Origin of the sequence: Streptomyces sp. NPDC059355 (assembly GCF_042752335.1) — a bacterium.
GTDB lineage: Bacteria > Actinomycetota > Actinomycetes > Streptomycetales > Streptomycetaceae > Streptomyces.
On the sequence record NZ_JBHYXN010000039.1, the window covers coordinates 53,687 to 69,608 of the forward strand.

Genomic DNA, 15,922 nt, shown 5'->3' on the forward strand with positions numbered 1-15,922 from the left:
CGTACCCGGCCGCGCCGGACCCTGCGGCGGCCCCCCGGGCGGACCCGGGGGCGGCACGGCGACGGCGCCCCCCGGCGCGGGCGCGCGTGATGTGATGGCCACCGTGACCTCCCCCTTGGTCCTCTGTTCCGCAGCAGTATGGCCGTAGTCACGGCCGACCACAGCACCCGGTGCCGGATCTCGGCGATCCACCCCCCCTGTACGCGGCGACCCCACCCCTTCACCGTGAATACGTCCCCACGGCCGCCACGGTTCCAGACACGGGGCCTCCCGGGGCGGGTTCACCCGAAATGGGCACGGAGTTTTCCATGGGCCTCGGGCAGGGCCCCGAGCGCGTCCAGCCCCAGCAGTCCCGCACCCAGTACGGGCGGGGCCGAGACCACCGACACCCGGGCCCGCGGCGCCCGCCGGGCCAGCCCCGCCGCGATCCGCCCGTCCAGCTGCGCGTGACCGGCCGTGAGGACGCCGCCGCCCAGCAGCACCGGAGCCTCCTCCTCCAGCAGGTCCAGCCGGGCCAGCGCCACCGAAGCCAGCGCCACCACCTCGTCCGCCTGCCGCTCCACGAGCGCCGAGGCCACCGCGTCGCCCGCCGCGGCCACCGAGAACAGCACCGGCACCAGCTCGTGGGTCCGCCCGTGCGCCAGGCTCCCCAGGTGCAGGGCCTCGATGAGCTCGGCCATCGAGGCGAGCCCGAAGTGCCCCGGCAGCGCCGCCGCCAGCTCCGTCGGGCCGCCGCGGCCGTCCTCCGCCCGCGCCGCCCACCACAGGGCCTCCGCGGCCAGGCCGCTCCCGCCGCCCCAGTCCCCGGAGATCTGCCCGAGGGCCGGGAAGCGGGCCGTGCGCCCGTCGGGCCGCATCCCCACGCAGTTGATGCCGGCCCCGCACACCACCGCGACCCCCCGCGGCGGCTCGCCCGCGGCCAGCCCGGCCCGCAGGATCGCGAAGGTGTCGTTGAACACCCGGGTGGCCGAGCCCCAGCCGCGCGCGCCGATGGCCTCCGCGAGCTGCCTCTCCTCCACCGGGAGGTCGGCATTGGCCAGGCACGCCGAGACCTGGTCGGCGTACGGCGCCCCGGGCGCGGGCCGGGGCAGCGCGGCCGCCCCGACGGCCTCCGCGACCGCCTGCCCCAGGACGTCGACCGCCTCCCCGACGCCGGTGCGCGGCGGCTGGAAGCCGCCGGAGCGCCCGGTGCCGAGGACCGTGCCGTCCGCGGCGATCAGGGCCGCGTCCGTCTTGCTGTTGCCCGCGTCGATGGCCAGGACGGCCGGCCGGGCGGGAGGGGCGGGAGGGGTCACGCCCATGCCAGGTGCTCCTTGTTGTGCGCGAGGAGACGGTCGGTCAGCCCCTCCGCGAGGTCGAACTGGCCGACCAGCGGGTGCGCCAGCAGCGCCTTGAAGACCCGCTCGCGACCGCCCCGTAGGGCCGCGTCCAGCGCCAGGTCCTCGTACGCCGTGACGTGCGCGACCAGTCCGGCGTACAGCGGGTCCAGCCGGGGCACGGCCAAAGGCACCGGGCCGGACCGGTCCACCCGGGCCTGGACCTCGATCACCGCGTCGTCCGGGAGGAACGGCAGGGTGCCGTTGTTCAGCGTGTTGACCACCTGCACGGCGGCCGGGCCCGGACCGCCGTCGCCCAGCAGCGCCGCCGCCAGGTCCACGGCCGCCTCCGAGTAGAAGGCCCCGCCCCGCTTGGCCAGCAGCTCCGGCTTCTCGTCCAGCGCCGGATCGGCGTACAGGGCGAGCAGCTCCCGCTCCATCGCGGCGACCTCGGCGGCCCGCGAGGGCTTGCCGCCCAGCTCGCGCACCACCGCGTCGTGCGCGTAGAAGTACCGCAGGTAGTACGAGGGCACGACGCCCAGGCGGTCCAGCACCGCGCGCGGCAGCCGCAGGTCCTCGGCGACGGCCGCGCCGTGCTCGGCGAGCAGCCCGGGCAGCAGGTCCTCGCCGTCGGGGCCGCCCTTGCGCACCCCCAGTTCCCAGGTGAGGTGGTTGAGGCCCACGTGGTCCAGATGGATGTCGGACGGGGCCAGGTCCAGCAGCGCGGCGAACTTCCGCTGGAAGCCGATGGCCACGTTGCACAGCCCGACCGCCTTGTGCCCGGCCCGCAGCAGGGCGCGGGTGACGATCCCGACCGGGTTGGTGAAGTCGATGATCCAGGCATCCGGGTTGGCCCGCCGGACCCGCTCGGCGATGTCCAGCACCACCGGAACCGTCCGCAGCGCCTTGGCGAGACCGCCGGCGCCCGTGGTCTCCTGCCCCACGCAGCCGCACTCCAGCGGCCAGGTCTCGTCCTGGAGCCGGGCCGCCTGCCCGCCGATGCGCAGCTGGAGCAGGACCGCGTCGGCCCCCTCGACGCCCGCGTCGAGATCGGCGGTGGTGGTCACCCGCCCCGGGTGCCCCTGCTTGGCGAAGATCCGCCGGGCCAGCGCGCCGATCAGGTCCAGCCGGTCGGTGGCGGGGTCGATCAGCACCAGCTCGCCGATCGGCAGGGTGTCGCGCAGCCGCGCGAAGCCGTCGATCAACTCGGGCGTGTAGGTGGAACCGCCGCCCACCACTGCGAGTTTCATGGTCACTAGCCTTTCACTCCCGTCAGGGTGACGCCCTCGACGAACGCCTTCTGGGCGAAGAAGAAGAGGACGATCACCGGCGCCATGACCAGCACGGTCGCGGCCATGGTGAGGTTCCAGTTGGTGTGGTGCGCCCCCTTGAAGGACTCCAGTCCGTAACTGAGGGTCCAGGCGGCGGGGTTGTCCGAGGCGTAGATCTGCGGGCCGAAGTAGTCGTTCCAGGCGCAGAAGAACTGGAACAGCGCGACGGCGGCGATCCCCGGCTTGGCCATCGGCAGGACGACGCGCAGCAGGGTGCGGACCTCGCCGCAGCCGTCGACCTTGGCCGCGTCCAGGTACTCGTCGGGGATGGTCAGCAGGAACTGGCGGAGCAGGAAGATCGAGAACGCGTCGCCGAACGCCATCGGGATGATCAGCGGCCACAGGGTGCCGGACAGGTCCAGCTGCTTGGCCCAGAACAGGTACATCGGGATGACCACCACCTGCGGCGGCAGCATCATCATGGCGATCACCAGCAGCAGCGACAGCCGCCGCCCGCGGAAGCGGAACTTGGCGAGCGCGTACGCCACGGGCACCGAGGAGACCACGGTCAGCAGCGTGCCCAGCCCCGCGTACAGCAGGGTGTTGCGCCACCAGGTCAGGAAGCCAGGGGTGTTCCACACCTTGGCGTAGTTGCCCCACTCCCAGGTGTCGGGCACCAGGTCGCGGGTCAGCGCCTGCTGGTCGCTCATCAGGGAGGTCAGGAAGAGGAAGACGAACGGGAGGACGAAGAACAGGGCGGCGGCGACGCCGAGGGCGTGCACGCCGATCCAGTGCAGGAGGGCCTTGCGGTCGGCGAGGCCGCCGCGGCCCGGTCCGGCCGTTCCCGCGGCCGCTCCGGAGCCCCTCGTGGCCGCGGGCGCCTTCGTGTCGGTCAGTTGGGCCATCTCAGTCACCTGCTCCGATCAGCCCGCCACGGCGGCGCATCAGCAGCGCGGTGCAGGCCATGGAGAGGGCGAAGAGGACCAGTGCGACGACACAGGCGGTGCCGTAGTCGAAGCGCTGGAAGCCGACGTTGTAGACGACCTGGGGGAGGGTCAGCGTGGACTTGTCGGGGTAGCCCGGCTCGAACTGCTGGCCCGAGCCGCCGATGACGCCCGCGGCGACCTTTCCCGCCACCAGGGGCTGCGTGTAGTACTGCATCGCCTGGATGACCCCGGTGACCACCGCGAACAGGATGATCGGCGAGATGTTCGGCAGGGTGATGTGCCGGAACCGCGCCCAGGCGCCGGCCCCGTCCAGCTCGGCGGCCTCGTACTGCTCCTTCGGTACGTCGAGCAGCGCGGCCATGAAGATGACCATCAGGTCGCCGACCCCCCACACCGCGAGGACGGTGAGGGCGGGCTTGGACCAGTCGGCGTCGGTGAACCAGCCCGGGGCGGGCAGGCCGACCGCCTCCAGCAGGGTGTTGACCGGGCCGGTGCCGGGGTTGAGCAGGAAGACGAAGGCCAGGGTCGCGGCGACCGGCGGGGCGAGGTAGGGCAGGTAGAACAGGGTCCGGAAGACCCCCGCCCCCGTTTTGATCTTGGTGATGAGCAGGCCGACGCCGAGGCCGAAGACGACCCGGCAGGCGACCATCACCACGACCAGCCACAGGGTGTTGCGCATGGCCGGCCAGAACAGCGGATAGTCCGTGAAGACGTACGTCCAGTTGTCGAGGCCGTTGAAGACGGGCGGGCGGAAGCCGTCGTACTTCGTGAAGGAGAAGTACACGGTGGAGACGAGCGGGTACGCGAAGAAGACGGCGAACCCGATCAGCCAGGGCGACATGAAGGCCGCGGTGCGCAGGGCGGCCCGCCGGCGCTTCGCCCGCAGCGGGGGCGCGACGGGGCCGGTGCTGATGCCGGTGCTGGTGCCGGTGCTGGTCATCGGGGCTACTTCGCCTTCGCGATGTCCGTGTCGATCTGCCGGCCGGTCTTGGCGAGGCCGGCCGGGATGTCGGCGACGTCGCCCTTCTCGACCGCGTACGCGAGGTCCTGGAAGGTCAGCTGGTAGGTGCCGCCGTCGGCCTGGGCCGGGGTGGTGCTCGACTTCGGGTGCCGGGCGATGTCGAGGAAGGTCTTGAACTCCGGGGTGACCTGGAGCTCCGGGGACTCCAGGGCCGCCAGGGTGGAGGGTACGTTGTGGATGGCGTTGGCGAAGGCCACGACCGCCTCCGTGTCGGTGGTCATGTACTTCACCAGCTCCCAGGCGGCGTTCTGCTTCTTGCTGCCCGAGGCGATGCCCATGATCGTGCCGGAGAGGTAGCCCTTGCCGTAGTCGGCGGCCTGGTCGTCCGGCACCGGCAGCGGCGCGGTGCCGATCTCGAAGGCGACCCCGGCCTCCTTGGCCATCGCGGCCCGCCACTCGCCGTCGATCTGCATCGCGACCTGGCCCTTGTGGAAGGGGTGTTCGGCACTCCACTCGTCGCCGAAGGTGTTGCGGAACTTCTCCAGCTTCTCGTAGCCGCCGAGCTTGGCCACCAGGTCCTTCTGCGCCGTCAGCATGCTCGCGAACGCCGGGTCCTTGGCCAGGTTCGACTTGCCGTCGGCGTCGAAGTACTTCGGGCTCCACTGTGCGGCCAGGCGCGCGGGGGTGGTCTCGTAGCCGTGGTAGGTCGGCATGATGCCGACCTGGGTGTACGAGTCCCCGTCGGGCTTGGTCAGCTTCTGTGCGACCTCGACGAACTGGCTCCACGTCTTCGGCGGCTCGGTGATGCCCGCGGCCTTGAAGGCGTCCTTGTTGTAGACGAGGCCGTACGCGTCGTTCAGCAGCGGCAGCGTGCACTGGTTGCCGTTGAACTGGGTGTAGTCCAGCAGGGTCTTGGGAAAGACCTTCGCCTTGTCTATGCCGGCCTTCCGGAGGAAGGGGTTCAGGTCGCTGAAGGCGCCGGAGTTGCAGAACTTGCCGACGCTGTCGGTGGTGAACGAGGAGACCACGTCGGGGGCCTTGTCCCCGCCGGCCCGGAGCGCCTGGTTGATCTTGTCGTCGGTCATGTTGCCCGTGACCTTGACCTTGATGTTCGGGTGCGCCTTCTCGAACCGGGCGATGTTCTCCTCGATCGCCTTGGCCTCGCTCGGCGCGGACCAGCCGTGCCAGAAGTTGAGCGTGACCTCCTTGTTCGGATCGTCGGAGGCCGCGGTGCCGCTCTGGCCCGTACAAGCGGTGGCGAGGACGGACAGCGCGGCGACGGCGGTGGCCGCGACGGGCAGGCGGCGGGTTCTGGGCATGGCGGGGCTCGCTCTCTGCGGGAGGAACTTCCGGGACGGGTGCCAGGGGATGCGACGAGCAGTGCGGCGGGGGTGGTGCAGGGGTGCAGGTGGTGCAGGTGGTGCTGGTTCTGCGGGGGTGGGGCGGTCAGCGGCGCGAGGTGTCGAAGACCTCGTCGCGGGTGGCGGCGAGGGCGCTCTCCAGCGCTCCGCGCAGTACGGGCCGGTCGCGCACGGTGCCGGACACCAGGCGCGGGCGGGAGGGGGCGAGATCGGCGAGCTCGGCCTCGACGAGCTCGCGCAGTACGTCCCCGCCGGCGGCGGTCACCGCGCCGGACAGGACCACGATCTCCGGGTCCAGTACGGCGACCAGCGAGGCGAGCCCGGTGGCCAGGGCGGTGGCGTACCGCTGGAGGAGCAGCAGGTTCGCCCCCTCGGGGTGCCCGGCGGCCCGCGCCAGCAGCGCGACCGCCGTGGCGACGGGCGTGGCGACGGGCGTGGCCGCCGGCCCGGTGGGGGGACCGGGCGGTGCCCCGATGCCCAGCGCGGCCGCCATCCCGGGCACCACCTGGACGCCGGCCAGCTCCTGGTAGCCGCCCGAGTTGACCCGGGTGACCTGCCGGACCAGGGGATGCCCCGGTACGGGCAGGAACCCGACCTCCCCCGCGCCGCCGGTCCAGCCGCGGTGCAGCCGGCCGCCGAGCACCAGGGCGGCGCCGAGCCCCTCTTCGTTCCACAGCAGTACGAAGTCCCCGTGGCCGCGGGCCGCGCCGAGCCGCTGCTCGGCGACCGCGGCCAGGTTCACGTCGTTCTCGTACCCGACCGGCATCGGCAGGGCCGCCGCCAGCTCCTCCAGGAGGGTGGGGGAGTGCCAGCCGGGCAGGTGGTCGGCGTAGCGCAGGGCCCCGGTGCGGGGGTCGAAGGACCCCGGGGTGGCGATGACGACGCGGTGGATGTCGGAGCGCCGCAGCCCGGCCCCCTCGACGGCCCCGCCGAGGGCCCGGGTGACCCGGTCGACGGCTCCTGCGCCCTCGGTGTACGGGAGCTCGTGGCAGGCGATCACCTCGCCGGTGAGGTCGGCGACGGCCGCGACGATCCCGCTCGGGGTGACGTCCAGTCCGGCGACGTGGGCGGCGCGCGGGTTGACCCCGTACAGCTGGGCGTTGGGGCCGGGGCGGCCGCCCGCGGTGCCGGAGGCCACGACCAGCCCGGCGGCTTCGAGGCGGGCCAGCAGCTGGGAGGCGGTGGGCTTGGAGAGCCCGGTGAGCCGGCCGATCCGGGTCCGGGACAGGGGCCCGTGCTCCAGCAGCAGGTCCAGCGCGGCGCGGTCGTTCATGACGCGCAGCAGGCTGGGGGTACCCGGGGTGGTGCCGGTCATGGGCGCTCTCCGTCATCGGCTCAGTCGACGGCTCCGTCATCGGAGCACGTGGCCGTCAGGAACTGTTAGGTAAGTTTCCTATCGGTGTTTGAGCTGTGTCAATGCCGCTGCCCCCGCAGAAATGAACCTGCGGGGGCAGCGGGGTGGTGCGGGAGCGTTCGTGGGGAAGGAGGGGCGGCTACTTGGTGATCCGGGGGGCGCCGGCGGCCGGCGGCGGGATCGGGGCGGTGGCCAGCGACTGGGGGGAGGCCGGGTTCGCGAGCGCCGACGGCGCGGCCACGGCGGCCGAGGGGTCGGCCGCCTCCTCCGCGTCCTCCGCGGCAGGCAGGCCGCCGATGATCCGGATCCCGGCCTCGTCGAAGGCCTTCTTGATCCGCCAGCGCAGCTCGCGCTCCACGGCGAACTGCTGGCCCGGCATGGTCTTCGCCGAGACCTTCACCGTCATCGAGGCCAGCAGCACCTCGTCCAGGCCCAGCACCTCCACCGGACCCCACAGGCGCTCGTCCCACGGGGACTCCTTGGCCAGGCCGTCGGCGACGTTCTTGATCACCTCGCGGATGCGGTCGAGGCTCTCGGAGGGCTTGACGTGGACGTCCACGCCCGCCGTCGCCCAGCCCTGGCTGAGGTTGCCGATCCGCTTGATCTCGCCGTTGCGGACGTACCAGATCTCGCCGCTGTCACCGCGCAGCTTGGTGACGCGCAGGCCGACCTCGACGACCTCGCCGGAGGCCACCCCCGCGTCGATCTTGTCGCCGACGCCGTACTGGTCCTCGAGGATCATGAACACGCCGGACAGGAAGTCCGTCACCAGGTTCCGCGCGCCGAAACCGATCGCCACACCGGCCACACCGGCGCTCGCGAGCAGCGGGCCCAGGTTGATGCCCAGTGCGCCGAGGACCATCAGCCCGGCCGTGCCGAGGATCAGGAACGAGGCCACCGAACGCAGGACCGAGCCGATCGCCTCGGAGCGCTGCCGCCGGCGCTCGGCGTTGACGAGCAGCCCGCCGAGTGCCATGCCCTCGACGGCCTCGGCACCCCGGTTCATCCGCACTATGAGCTTGGTCAGCGACTTGCGGACCAGCGAGCGGAGCGCGGCCGCGATCACCAGGATCAGCAGGATCTTCAGGCCGAGGTACAGCCATCCGGCCCAGTTCTCCTCGATGAAACTGGCGGCGTTCGTGACGCTCTCGTGGGCCTCCTTGACCGAAGCGGCCGGGTCCGGGGTGTCGGCTGCCAGGGGCAGCAGGGCGGCAGGCCAGGGCACGACGGGAACCTCCAGGTATAGCGGTCCGCCCGCGGAAAGGGGTGTGCGGGGCAGACCATCCACACTAACGGGGCATTCGGGTGACCCCGTTGCCGTGTTCGAGGGAGAGACCGGGCTCACCTGGGGATGAACCGGGTGTGGTTGAAAACACCTCGGACCCGTTACGGGTGCGTGGTGGCGCTTCCACCAGCCGTAAGGGGAGACTGGAGAGCAGATCGTCCCGGCGCGAGCCACGCGCCGCCGACGTACAAGGAGGCAGTCCGTGCCGCACGTCCTGGTCCTCAATGCGTCGTACGAGCCGCTCGGCGTCGTACCGCTCCGCCGCGCGCTCGTCCTCGTCCTGGAGAACAAAGCCGTCTCCCTGGAAGAATCCGGCGCCTTTTTGCACAGCGCGACGAAAGCCGTCCCCGCGCCCAGCGTGGTCCGGCTCAAGCGCTTCGTGCGGGTCCCCTACCGGGGGCCCGTTCCACTCACCCGCCGCGCACTGTTCGCCCGTGACGGAGGGCGCTGCATGTACTGCGGCGGGGTCGCGACCAGTGTCGACCACGTGATCCCGCGCAGCCGGGGCGGGCAGCACGTGTGGGACAACGTGGTCGCCGCGTGCCGGCGGTGCAACCACGTCAAGGCGGACCGGCACCTGCTGGAGCTGGGCTGGCGCCTGCGTCACCAGCCGGCTCCGCCGTCGGGTCTGGCCTGGCGCATCATCGGCACGGGCCACCGCGACCCCCGCTGGATGCCGTACCTGGAGCCGTACGGCGCGGAGGCGGCCCTGAACCGCATCGGCGCGGCGGCGTCGTAGAAGGCGGGGACCCCGTTCCGGGTCCCCGCCCCGGGTATCCGCCCCGGCCCAGGGGCCCCGGGGCTGCGCTCTGACGCCCCGGGGCCCCTTGCGACGGGTCGAGCTCCCGGAGGGCCGGCCGCACGGGCCAAGCGTCCGTACTGCGTACTGCGTACTGCGGAGTGCGCAGTGCGGCCCGGACCGGGGTCCCGGCCCCCGGCCCCGATTCCCGCTCCCCGATGCCCGGCCCGGGAGCCGCCGGGCCCTGACGCGGGGCTCAGGTCCTGACCGGGCCGTCGCTGCGCGGACCGCAGTCCCGGCGCAGGGTCACGACCGGAGCCCCGGCGTTGTGGGCTGCCGCCTCCCCGCCCTGCCCTGCCCCGCGCCGCCCTGCCCCTGCCCCCGCCCTTCCGCCCGTTCCCCGGCCCCACGCCTCGAACGCCGCAGGCGGTGTTCGTCCTGGGCGTCCGTGGGGGTTCTGACCTGGATACGCCAGGAATGCGGCGCTGCCCACGGGGTATGGCTGCGATGTTCCCCGGCGGTGTTCCATGGCCCCTGACCCACCCTCACACCCCGTACGGACAAAGGAGCAACGCCCGTGAACACCGCACCCGGCACCCGTCACACCCCCCTCCTCGCCCACCTGCCCGCGCAGGCCGGGCCCGCCGAGGGGCCCCTCACCAGCGAGCCCCCGCTCGCCGGTTCCGCGCACGCGCCGCTGACCAGCGAGCCCCCGCTCGCCGACGAGGCCCCGCTGACGAGCGAACCGACCACGCCCGCCGCGGCCGCTGCCGCCGGCGACTAGACACAGGGACACAGGTACTCACATGGACGACCTCGCCCGGCTCGCGGCCCTGCACGGCGTCGCCACCACCTACCAGCCCGCCGAGGACGTCACTGTCCGGGTCCCGGAGGCCACCGTCGTCGCCGTGCTGCGGCAGCTGGGCGTCGACTGCGACACCCCGGAAGCCGTACGGGGACACCTGGCCGCGGCCGAGCGCGAGGCCGCGCACCGGCTGCTGCCGCCCGTGCTGGTGTGGTGGGCCGGGGCCGAGCCGCCCCAGGAGCTGGCCGCGCTCCCTCCCGGAACGCGGATCCGCCTGGAGGGCGACGAGGCCGGGGGCTGGGAGCCCGGCGGGCGGGGGGCGCCGCCCCTCGGGGTGCACCGGGTGGGCGTCGAGACCCCCGACGGGCGCACCGGGGACGCCACGCTGATCGTGGCTCCGGAGCGGGCACCTGGTGGGGGCGGACGGGTGCACGGGGTGCTCGTGCAGCTGTACTCCCTGCTCTCCGAACAGTCCTGGGGCATGGGGGACCTCGGCGATCTCGCCGCGCTCGCGCGCTGGGCCGGGCGGACCCACGGGGTCGGGTTCATCCAGGTCAACCCGTTGCACGCCGCCGTGCCCGGGGCGCCGACCGACCCCTCCCCGTACCGGCCTTCCTCGCGCCGCTTCCCCGACCCCGTGCACCTGCGGATCGAGGACGTCCCCGAGTTCGCCGGCTGCCCGGACCGCGACGCCCTCGCCGAACTCGCGGAGCAGGGGGCCGAGCTGCGGCGCGAGGTGCTCGACAAGGGGGCGTTGATCGACCGCGACGCGGTGTGGGAGCTGAAGCTCCGGGCGCTCGAGCTGCTGTACGCCGTCCCCCGGACCCCCGAACGCGAGGCCGGGTACCGCCGGTTCCGCGCCGAGCAGGGCGAAGCCCTCGACCGGCACGCCGCCTGGTGCGCCGGGGACGGCCGGGGGGCCGACTTCCACCGCTGGCTGGTCTGGCTGACCGATGCCCAGCTCGCCGCCGCCCAGCAGGCCGCCCACGAGGCCGGGATGCCGGTCGGCATCGTGCACGACCTCGCCGTCGGGGTGCACCCGCAGGGCTCGGACACCCTCGGCCCGCCCCTCTACGCGAAGGACGTCTCCGTCGGCGCCCCGCCCGACGCCTTCAACGCGCGCGGCCAGGACTGGGGCCTGCCGCCGTGGCGGCCCGACCGCCTCTCGGCCACCGGCTACGCGCCGTTCCGGGCCCTGCTGCGCGGGGTGTTCCGCTACGCCGGCGCCCTGCGCATCGACCACGTCATGGGCCTGTTCCGGCTCTGGTGGATTCCGGAGGGCGCCCCGCCCGCCGACGGCACGTACGTCTCGTACGACGGCGAGGCGATGCTCGCGGTCCTGGTGCTGGAGGCCCATCTGGCCGGGGCCCCGGTCATCGGCGAGGACCTCGGGACGGTGGAGCCGCGCGTCCGCACGGCGCTGGCCCGGCGCGGGGTGCTCGGCACCTCGGTCCTCTGGTTCGAACGCGACTGGGCGGGTGACGGGCAGCCGCTCGCCCCCGGGGCCTGGCGCGCCGACTGCCTGGCCACCGCCACCACCCACGACCTCCCGCCCACCGCCGCCAAGCTGGCCGGCGCCCATGTGGAACTGCGCGACCGCCTCGGCCTGCTGACCCGGCCGGTGGAGGAGGAGCGCGCCCAGGACGCCGCCGACACCGCCGAGTGGCTGGAGGTACTGGAGGGGCTCGGACTGGACGCCAAGGGCGAGGAGGCCGCCGTACGGGCCCTGTACGGGTTCCTGCTGCGCACCCCCGCCCGGATGGTCGGCGTATGGCTGCCCGACGCGGTGGGGGACCGGCGGCCGCAGAACCTGCCCGGGACCTGGGACCAGTACCCCAATTGGCGGCTGCCGCTCGCGGACTCGGCGGGACGGCCGCTGACCCTGGAGGCGCTGGCCGCCTCGCCCCGGGCGAACGCCCTGCTGAGCGCGGTGCGGGAGGGGGCGGGTGCCCGTACGGCACCCCCGGGCGCGCGCCGCGTTTAGGTGTTCGCTACGTTTGCACCGTGGACAAGAAGAACGCTCTGCGCGCCGGCGCCGTCACGGCCGGATCGACGCTGATGATGCTGCTGATGACGTCTCCCGCCCTCGCGGTCACCCGCGACGACGGCGACGACCCGGGCCCGGGTCTGAGCATTGCCCAGACCCTCGGCCTGTACGTGGCCACGCCGATCGTGCTGTTCCTGGTCATCGCCGGTCTGGTGATGGTCCTCGACAAGTCGGACAAGCCGCAGCCCACCAACTGAACAGGCTGAACGGCTGACCCGACCGGGTCGGTCCCCATATGGCTTCCGGGGCGCCGGGGTCCGCAGGCCGAAGCCTCCTCGGCTCCGGTGCGGACCCCCGGCGCCCCGTCATGCTTTCCCGGCCGCCGCGGGCCCGGCCCGATCCGAAGGAAACGACTCAGACCTCGGCCATCAGTTTGCGGAGCAGGCCCGTCAGGAGGGCGGCCTCCTCGTCGCCGAGTCCCTTGAGCGCGGCGCGCTGCGTCTCCAGCCCGGAGACGACGGCCTCGTCGATGAGGGCGAGCCCGCGGTCGGTGATCGTCACCTGGAGTCCACGCCGGTCGTGCGGATCGGGCCTGCGTCCGAGCAGTCCGGCCTTCTCCAGCTTGTCCAGACGCCCCGTCATGCCGCCCGTCGTGAGCATGAGCGTGGCCGACAGCTGGCGCGGCGAGAGCGTGTACGGGGCGCCGGAGCGGCGAAGCGTCGCGACGACGTCGAACTCGCCGCGCGAGATCCCGTACGGGGCGTAGGCCTGCTCCACCGCGTCCCCCATGGCCCGGGCGATCCGGTAGATGCGGCCGAAGACGGCCATGGGTGCGACGTCCAGGTCCGGTCGCACCGCGTGCCACTGGTCGATGATCGCGTCGACGGCGTCGGCGGGGACAGCCCGGCTGTCGACGGCGTCCTTGTTGGCCTCGGTCATGCACCGCAGTATCCGGCCTCCCTCCGATCGTTCGCAAGAAAGTAGCTTGCTGGAAAGTAGCTTAGGAGTAAGCTACTTTCTTGTAAGCAGCCAACTGGGGGAGTCACTGCCGTGAAGCGTTTCGCCACCGTCGCCCTGACCGCTCTCGCCCCGATCTCCTGGGGCTCGACCTACGCCGTCGCCACCGAACTGCTCCCGCCCGACCGGCCCCTGTTCACCGGAGTGATGCGGGCCCTGCCCGCCGGGCTGCTGCTCACCGCCCTGGCCCGCAGGATCCCGAGCGGCGCGTGGTGGTGGAAGTCCGCCGTCCTCGGCACGCTCAACATCGGCGCCTTCTTCCCGCTGCTGTTCCTCTCCGCGTACCGGCTGCCCGGCGGGGTGGCGGCCGTCCTCGGCTCCGCCGGGCCGCTGTTCGTCGTCGGACTCGCCGCCCTGGTCCTCGGGGAGCGGGCGCGGCTGCGCACCGTACTCGCCGCCGTCGCGGGGGCGTTCGGCGTGAGCATGGTCGTCCTGACCGCCGCGGCCCGGCTGGACCTCGTCGGCATCGTCGCCGGTGTGGTCTCCTCCGCCTCCATGGCCGCGGGCACGGTCATGACCAAGCGCTGGGGGCGCCCGGAGGGGGTCGGCCCACTGGCCCTGACCGGCTGGCAGCTCACCGCGGGCGGGCTGGTCATCATCCCCGTCGCGGCGCTGGTCGAGGGGGCGCCGCCCGCGCTCGACGGCAGGGCCCTGCTCGGCTACGGCTACATGATGCTGATCAACACCGGTATCGCGTACTGGCTCTGGTTCCGCGGGATCGGCCGGCTCACCGCCACTTCGGTCACCCTGCTCGGCCCCCTCTCGCCGCTCACCGCGGCCGTCATCGGCTGGGCGGCCCTCGGCCAGACCCTGTCGCCCGTGCAGCTGCTGGGCATGGCGCTCGCCTTCGGGGCCACGGTCGCGGGCCAGCTGTTCGCCGCCGGGACGAAGACCGAACCGTTCAGTTCTTCTGAAAAGAATGATCGAAACATTTCGATGGACCTGACGGATGGGCCGGTGCGACGGTAGAGCCGCATCAGGCGAGAGCAGATCAGACCAGCACCCCAGGGGGAGATACGCCGTGGCCGTCATGGACAGGGTCCGTACCGTTGCGCAGCACACGCCGGACACCCGGACGAAGAAGGGGTCCGCCGGACTCGGCCTCCTCCTCGCCCTGGTCGCGACGGTCGTCTGGTCCGGCAGCTTCGTCGCCACCCGGGGGATGGCCGACACCGTCCCGCCCGTCCAGGCCGTGTTCTGGCGCTGGATCATCGCCGCCCTCGCCGTCGCCCCCTTCGCGGCCCGCCAGGCCTGGCGGCAGCGGCAGCTGATCCGCCGCCACCTAGGGTTCATCGCCCTCGCCTCGCTGTTCGGCGTCGCCCTCTACAACACGCTCGTGCACCAGGCCGGACTGACCACCTCAGCCTCCAACATGGGCATGATCATGGCCGCCTCGCCGGTCGTCATGGCTCTGTACGCCCGCCTCGGCGGCGAACGGCTCGGCGTCCGGCGGACCTTCGGGCTGCTGCTCGCCGCTTTCGGGGTGCTGCTGCTCGTCGGGGACGGCTCGCTCGGCTTCGACTTCGGCGCCGGCGACCTGTGGATGCTCGCCGCCGCCCTGTCCTTCGCCACGTACAGCGCGCTGCTCAAGCGCAAGCCCGCAGCGCTCGGCGGACCGGCCTTCCTGATCACCACCTTCGTGCTCGGCGCGCTGATGCTGGCCCCCGCGTACGCCGTGTCCGTCACCGTCCAGGGCGGCTTCGAGGTCACCGCGGGCACCGGCGGCATGCTCCTGTACGTCGGCGTCATGTCCTCCGCGGTCGCCTTCTTCGCCTGGAACAAGGCGATCTCGCTCATCGGCGCCGCCCGGGCCGGGGTCGTCTACTACCTCCAGCCGGTGTGCGTCGCGGGCCTCGGCTTCCTGCTCCTGGGCGAGCGGACGAGTCCGGCGGAGCTGCTCTGCATGGCGCTGATCCTCGGCGGCGTGGGCCTGGGGAGTGCCCGCCGGTAGGTTCGCTCCCATGACCGAGTGGGACATCAAGAAGCTGCGGATCCTGCGGACCCTGGCCGACCGGGGGACCGTGACCGCGACGGCCGAGGCGCTGCACATGACGCCCTCGGCCGTTTCGCAGCAGCTGACCAATCTCGCCCGGCAGCTGGGGGTGCCGCTGCTGGAGGCGCAGGGGCGCCGGGTCCGGCTCACGGACGCGGCGCACCTCGTACTGCGGCACGCGGAAGCGGTGTTCGCGCAGCTGGAGCGGGCGGACGCCGAACTGGGCGGGTACCTGGCCGGGGAGGCGGGCGAGGTCCGCATCGGGGCGTTCTCCACGGCCGTGCCGGTGCTGGTGGTCCCGGCGGTGGCGGCGCTGCGGCGCAGCCACCCCGGGGTGGAGGTGCGCGTACGGGAGACCGAGGCGGCGCAGGCGTACGAACTGCTGGCGGCCGGGGCCGTGGACCTGGCCCTCTCGCTGGCGGCGCACGCCCCGACGGCCCGGGACCCGCGGTTCACCCGCATCACGCTGATGGAGGACCCCCTCGACGTGGCCCTCCCGCCGGACCACCCCCTGGCCGCGGCCCCGGCGCTGCGGCTGGCGGACCTGTCCGGCGATCCGTGGATCTACGGGGGCAGCGGCCCCTGGCAGGAGATCGCCCGCAACGCCTGCGAGGCGGCCGGCTTCGTCCCGGAGCAGGCACACTCGGCGTCCGGCTGGACCGCGATCCTGGCCATGGTCGAGGCCGGGATGGGCGTGGCCCTGGTCCCCCGCATGGTGTCGAGCCGAGCCTCGGGGGTGGCGGTGCGGGTCCTGGCCCACGACCGGCCCACCCGCCACGTCCTGGCGGCCACCCGCAGCGGCGGCGAAGCCGCCCCCGCGGTGTCCCGGGTCCTGGCCGCCCTGCGCACGGTGGCCGCGCGGCGCACCGCCTGAGCGCGCACCGCG

Annotated in this window: 15 protein-coding genes; 7 read left to right on the forward strand and 8 right to left on the reverse strand. The window is 73.2% G+C overall.

The window, feature by feature from the left end:
- Positions 1-281: 281 nt before the first annotated feature.
- The 7 genes from ACFXGI_RS29565 to ACFXGI_RS29595 form a co-directional block, all read right to left on the reverse strand.
- Complete coding sequence (locus tag ACFXGI_RS29565) at positions 282-1,301, reverse strand: N-acetylglucosamine kinase (RefSeq protein WP_384713023.1); 1,020 nt, start codon at positions 1,299-1,301, stop codon at positions 282-284.
- Positions 1,292-2,566: a 6-phospho-beta-glucosidase gene (locus ACFXGI_RS29570; RefSeq protein WP_384713026.1), complete on the reverse strand. Its 1,275-nt coding sequence runs from the start codon at positions 2,564-2,566 to the stop codon at positions 1,292-1,294. Before ACFXGI_RS29570 ends, ACFXGI_RS29565 begins: the two co-directional genes overlap by 10 nt.
- 5 nt (positions 2,567-2,571) lie before the next feature.
- Positions 2,572-3,492 carry a carbohydrate ABC transporter permease gene (locus ACFXGI_RS29575; protein ID WP_384713029.1) on the reverse strand — a complete coding sequence of 307 codons (921 nt, stop codon included), beginning with the start codon at positions 3,490-3,492 and terminating at the stop codon, positions 2,572-2,574.
- A gap of 1 nt (position 3,493) precedes the next feature.
- Positions 3,494-4,474, reverse strand: a complete 981-nt coding sequence (locus ACFXGI_RS29580) for a carbohydrate ABC transporter permease (RefSeq protein ID WP_384713032.1) — start codon at positions 4,472-4,474, stop codon at positions 3,494-3,496.
- 5 nt (positions 4,475-4,479) lie between these two features.
- On the reverse strand, positions 4,480-5,814 hold the full coding sequence (locus ACFXGI_RS29585) for an ABC transporter substrate-binding protein (RefSeq protein WP_384713035.1): 1,335 nt from the start codon (positions 5,812-5,814) through the stop codon (positions 4,480-4,482).
- Positions 5,815-5,941: 127 nt separating this feature from the next.
- Entirely contained in the window at positions 5,942-7,171 is a 1,230-nt protein-coding gene (locus ACFXGI_RS29590; protein ID WP_384713038.1) for an ROK family protein, read from the reverse strand.
- Between the two features lie 178 nt (positions 7,172-7,349).
- Positions 7,350-8,435, reverse strand: coding sequence for a mechanosensitive ion channel family protein (locus tag ACFXGI_RS29595; RefSeq protein WP_384713041.1), 1,086 nt, complete (start codon positions 8,433-8,435; stop codon positions 7,350-7,352).
- A 262-nt stretch (positions 8,436-8,697) separates the two neighbouring features.
- Between ACFXGI_RS29595 and ACFXGI_RS29600 the strand changes: the two genes are divergently transcribed.
- From ACFXGI_RS29600 to ACFXGI_RS29615, 4 genes are all read left to right on the forward strand, one after another.
- On the forward strand, positions 8,698-9,234 hold the full coding sequence (locus ACFXGI_RS29600; protein WP_030862175.1) for an HNH endonuclease: 537 nt from the start codon (positions 8,698-8,700) through the stop codon (positions 9,232-9,234).
- A 577-nt stretch (positions 9,235-9,811) separates the two neighbouring features.
- Positions 9,812-10,018 carry a hypothetical protein gene (locus tag ACFXGI_RS29605; RefSeq protein WP_037836863.1) on the forward strand — a complete coding sequence of 69 codons (207 nt, stop codon included), beginning with the start codon at positions 9,812-9,814 and terminating at the stop codon, positions 10,016-10,018.
- Between the two features lie 22 nt (positions 10,019-10,040).
- Positions 10,041-12,023: a 4-alpha-glucanotransferase gene (locus tag ACFXGI_RS29610; protein WP_384713044.1), complete on the forward strand. Its 1,983-nt coding sequence runs from the start codon at positions 10,041-10,043 to the stop codon at positions 12,021-12,023.
- A 20-nt stretch (positions 12,024-12,043) separates the two neighbouring features.
- Entirely contained in the window at positions 12,044-12,283 is a 240-nt protein-coding gene (locus ACFXGI_RS29615; protein WP_384713047.1) for a hypothetical protein, read from the forward strand.
- Between the two features lie 157 nt (positions 12,284-12,440).
- On the opposite strand, the gene ACFXGI_RS29620 is transcribed toward ACFXGI_RS29615, so the two are convergent.
- On the reverse strand, positions 12,441-12,965 hold the full coding sequence (locus ACFXGI_RS29620) for a MarR family winged helix-turn-helix transcriptional regulator (protein ID WP_384713050.1): 525 nt from the start codon (positions 12,963-12,965) through the stop codon (positions 12,441-12,443).
- A gap of 111 nt (positions 12,966-13,076) precedes the next feature.
- Here ACFXGI_RS29620 and ACFXGI_RS29625 point away from each other — a divergent pair, with 111 nt between their 5' ends.
- From ACFXGI_RS29625 to ACFXGI_RS29635, 3 genes are read left to right on the forward strand one after another with little or no spacing between them, the layout of a single operon-like run.
- Positions 13,077-14,012, forward strand: coding sequence for an EamA family transporter (locus ACFXGI_RS29625; protein ID WP_384713053.1), 936 nt, complete (start codon positions 13,077-13,079; stop codon positions 14,010-14,012).
- Positions 14,013-14,064: 52 nt separating this feature from the next.
- Positions 14,065-14,994, forward strand: coding sequence for a DMT family transporter (locus tag ACFXGI_RS29630; RefSeq protein ID WP_384713056.1), 930 nt, complete (start codon positions 14,065-14,067; stop codon positions 14,992-14,994).
- A gap of 10 nt (positions 14,995-15,004) precedes the next feature.
- Positions 15,005-15,910, forward strand: coding sequence for a LysR family transcriptional regulator (locus tag ACFXGI_RS29635; protein ID WP_384713059.1), 906 nt, complete (start codon positions 15,005-15,007; stop codon positions 15,908-15,910).
- Positions 15,911-15,922 lie beyond the last annotated feature (12 nt).

Coding starts and splice junctions, on each gene's coding strand:
- ACFXGI_RS29610 (WP_384713044.1), top strand. CDS start 10,041: ATGGACGACCTCGCCCGGCTCGCGGCCCTGCACGGCGTCGCCACCACC.
- ACFXGI_RS29575 (WP_384713029.1), bottom strand. CDS start 3,492: ATGGCCCAACTGACCGACACGAAGGCGCCCGCGGCCACGAGGGGCTCC.
- ACFXGI_RS29570 (WP_384713026.1), bottom strand. CDS start 2,566: ATGAAACTCGCAGTGGTGGGCGGCGGTTCCACCTACACGCCCGAGTTG.
- ACFXGI_RS29620 (WP_384713050.1), bottom strand. CDS start 12,965: ATGACCGAGGCCAACAAGGACGCCGTCGACAGCCGGGCTGTCCCCGCC.
- ACFXGI_RS29585 (WP_384713035.1), bottom strand. CDS start 5,814: ATGCCCAGAACCCGCCGCCTGCCCGTCGCGGCCACCGCCGTCGCCGCG.
- ACFXGI_RS29635 (WP_384713059.1), top strand. CDS start 15,005: ATGACCGAGTGGGACATCAAGAAGCTGCGGATCCTGCGGACCCTGGCC.
- ACFXGI_RS29580 (WP_384713032.1), bottom strand. CDS start 4,474: ATGACCAGCACCGGCACCAGCACCGGCATCAGCACCGGCCCCGTCGCG.
- ACFXGI_RS29590 (WP_384713038.1), bottom strand. CDS start 7,171: ATGACCGGCACCACCCCGGGTACCCCCAGCCTGCTGCGCGTCATGAAC.
- ACFXGI_RS29565 (WP_384713023.1), bottom strand. CDS start 1,301: ATGGGCGTGACCCCTCCCGCCCCTCCCGCCCGGCCGGCCGTCCTGGCC.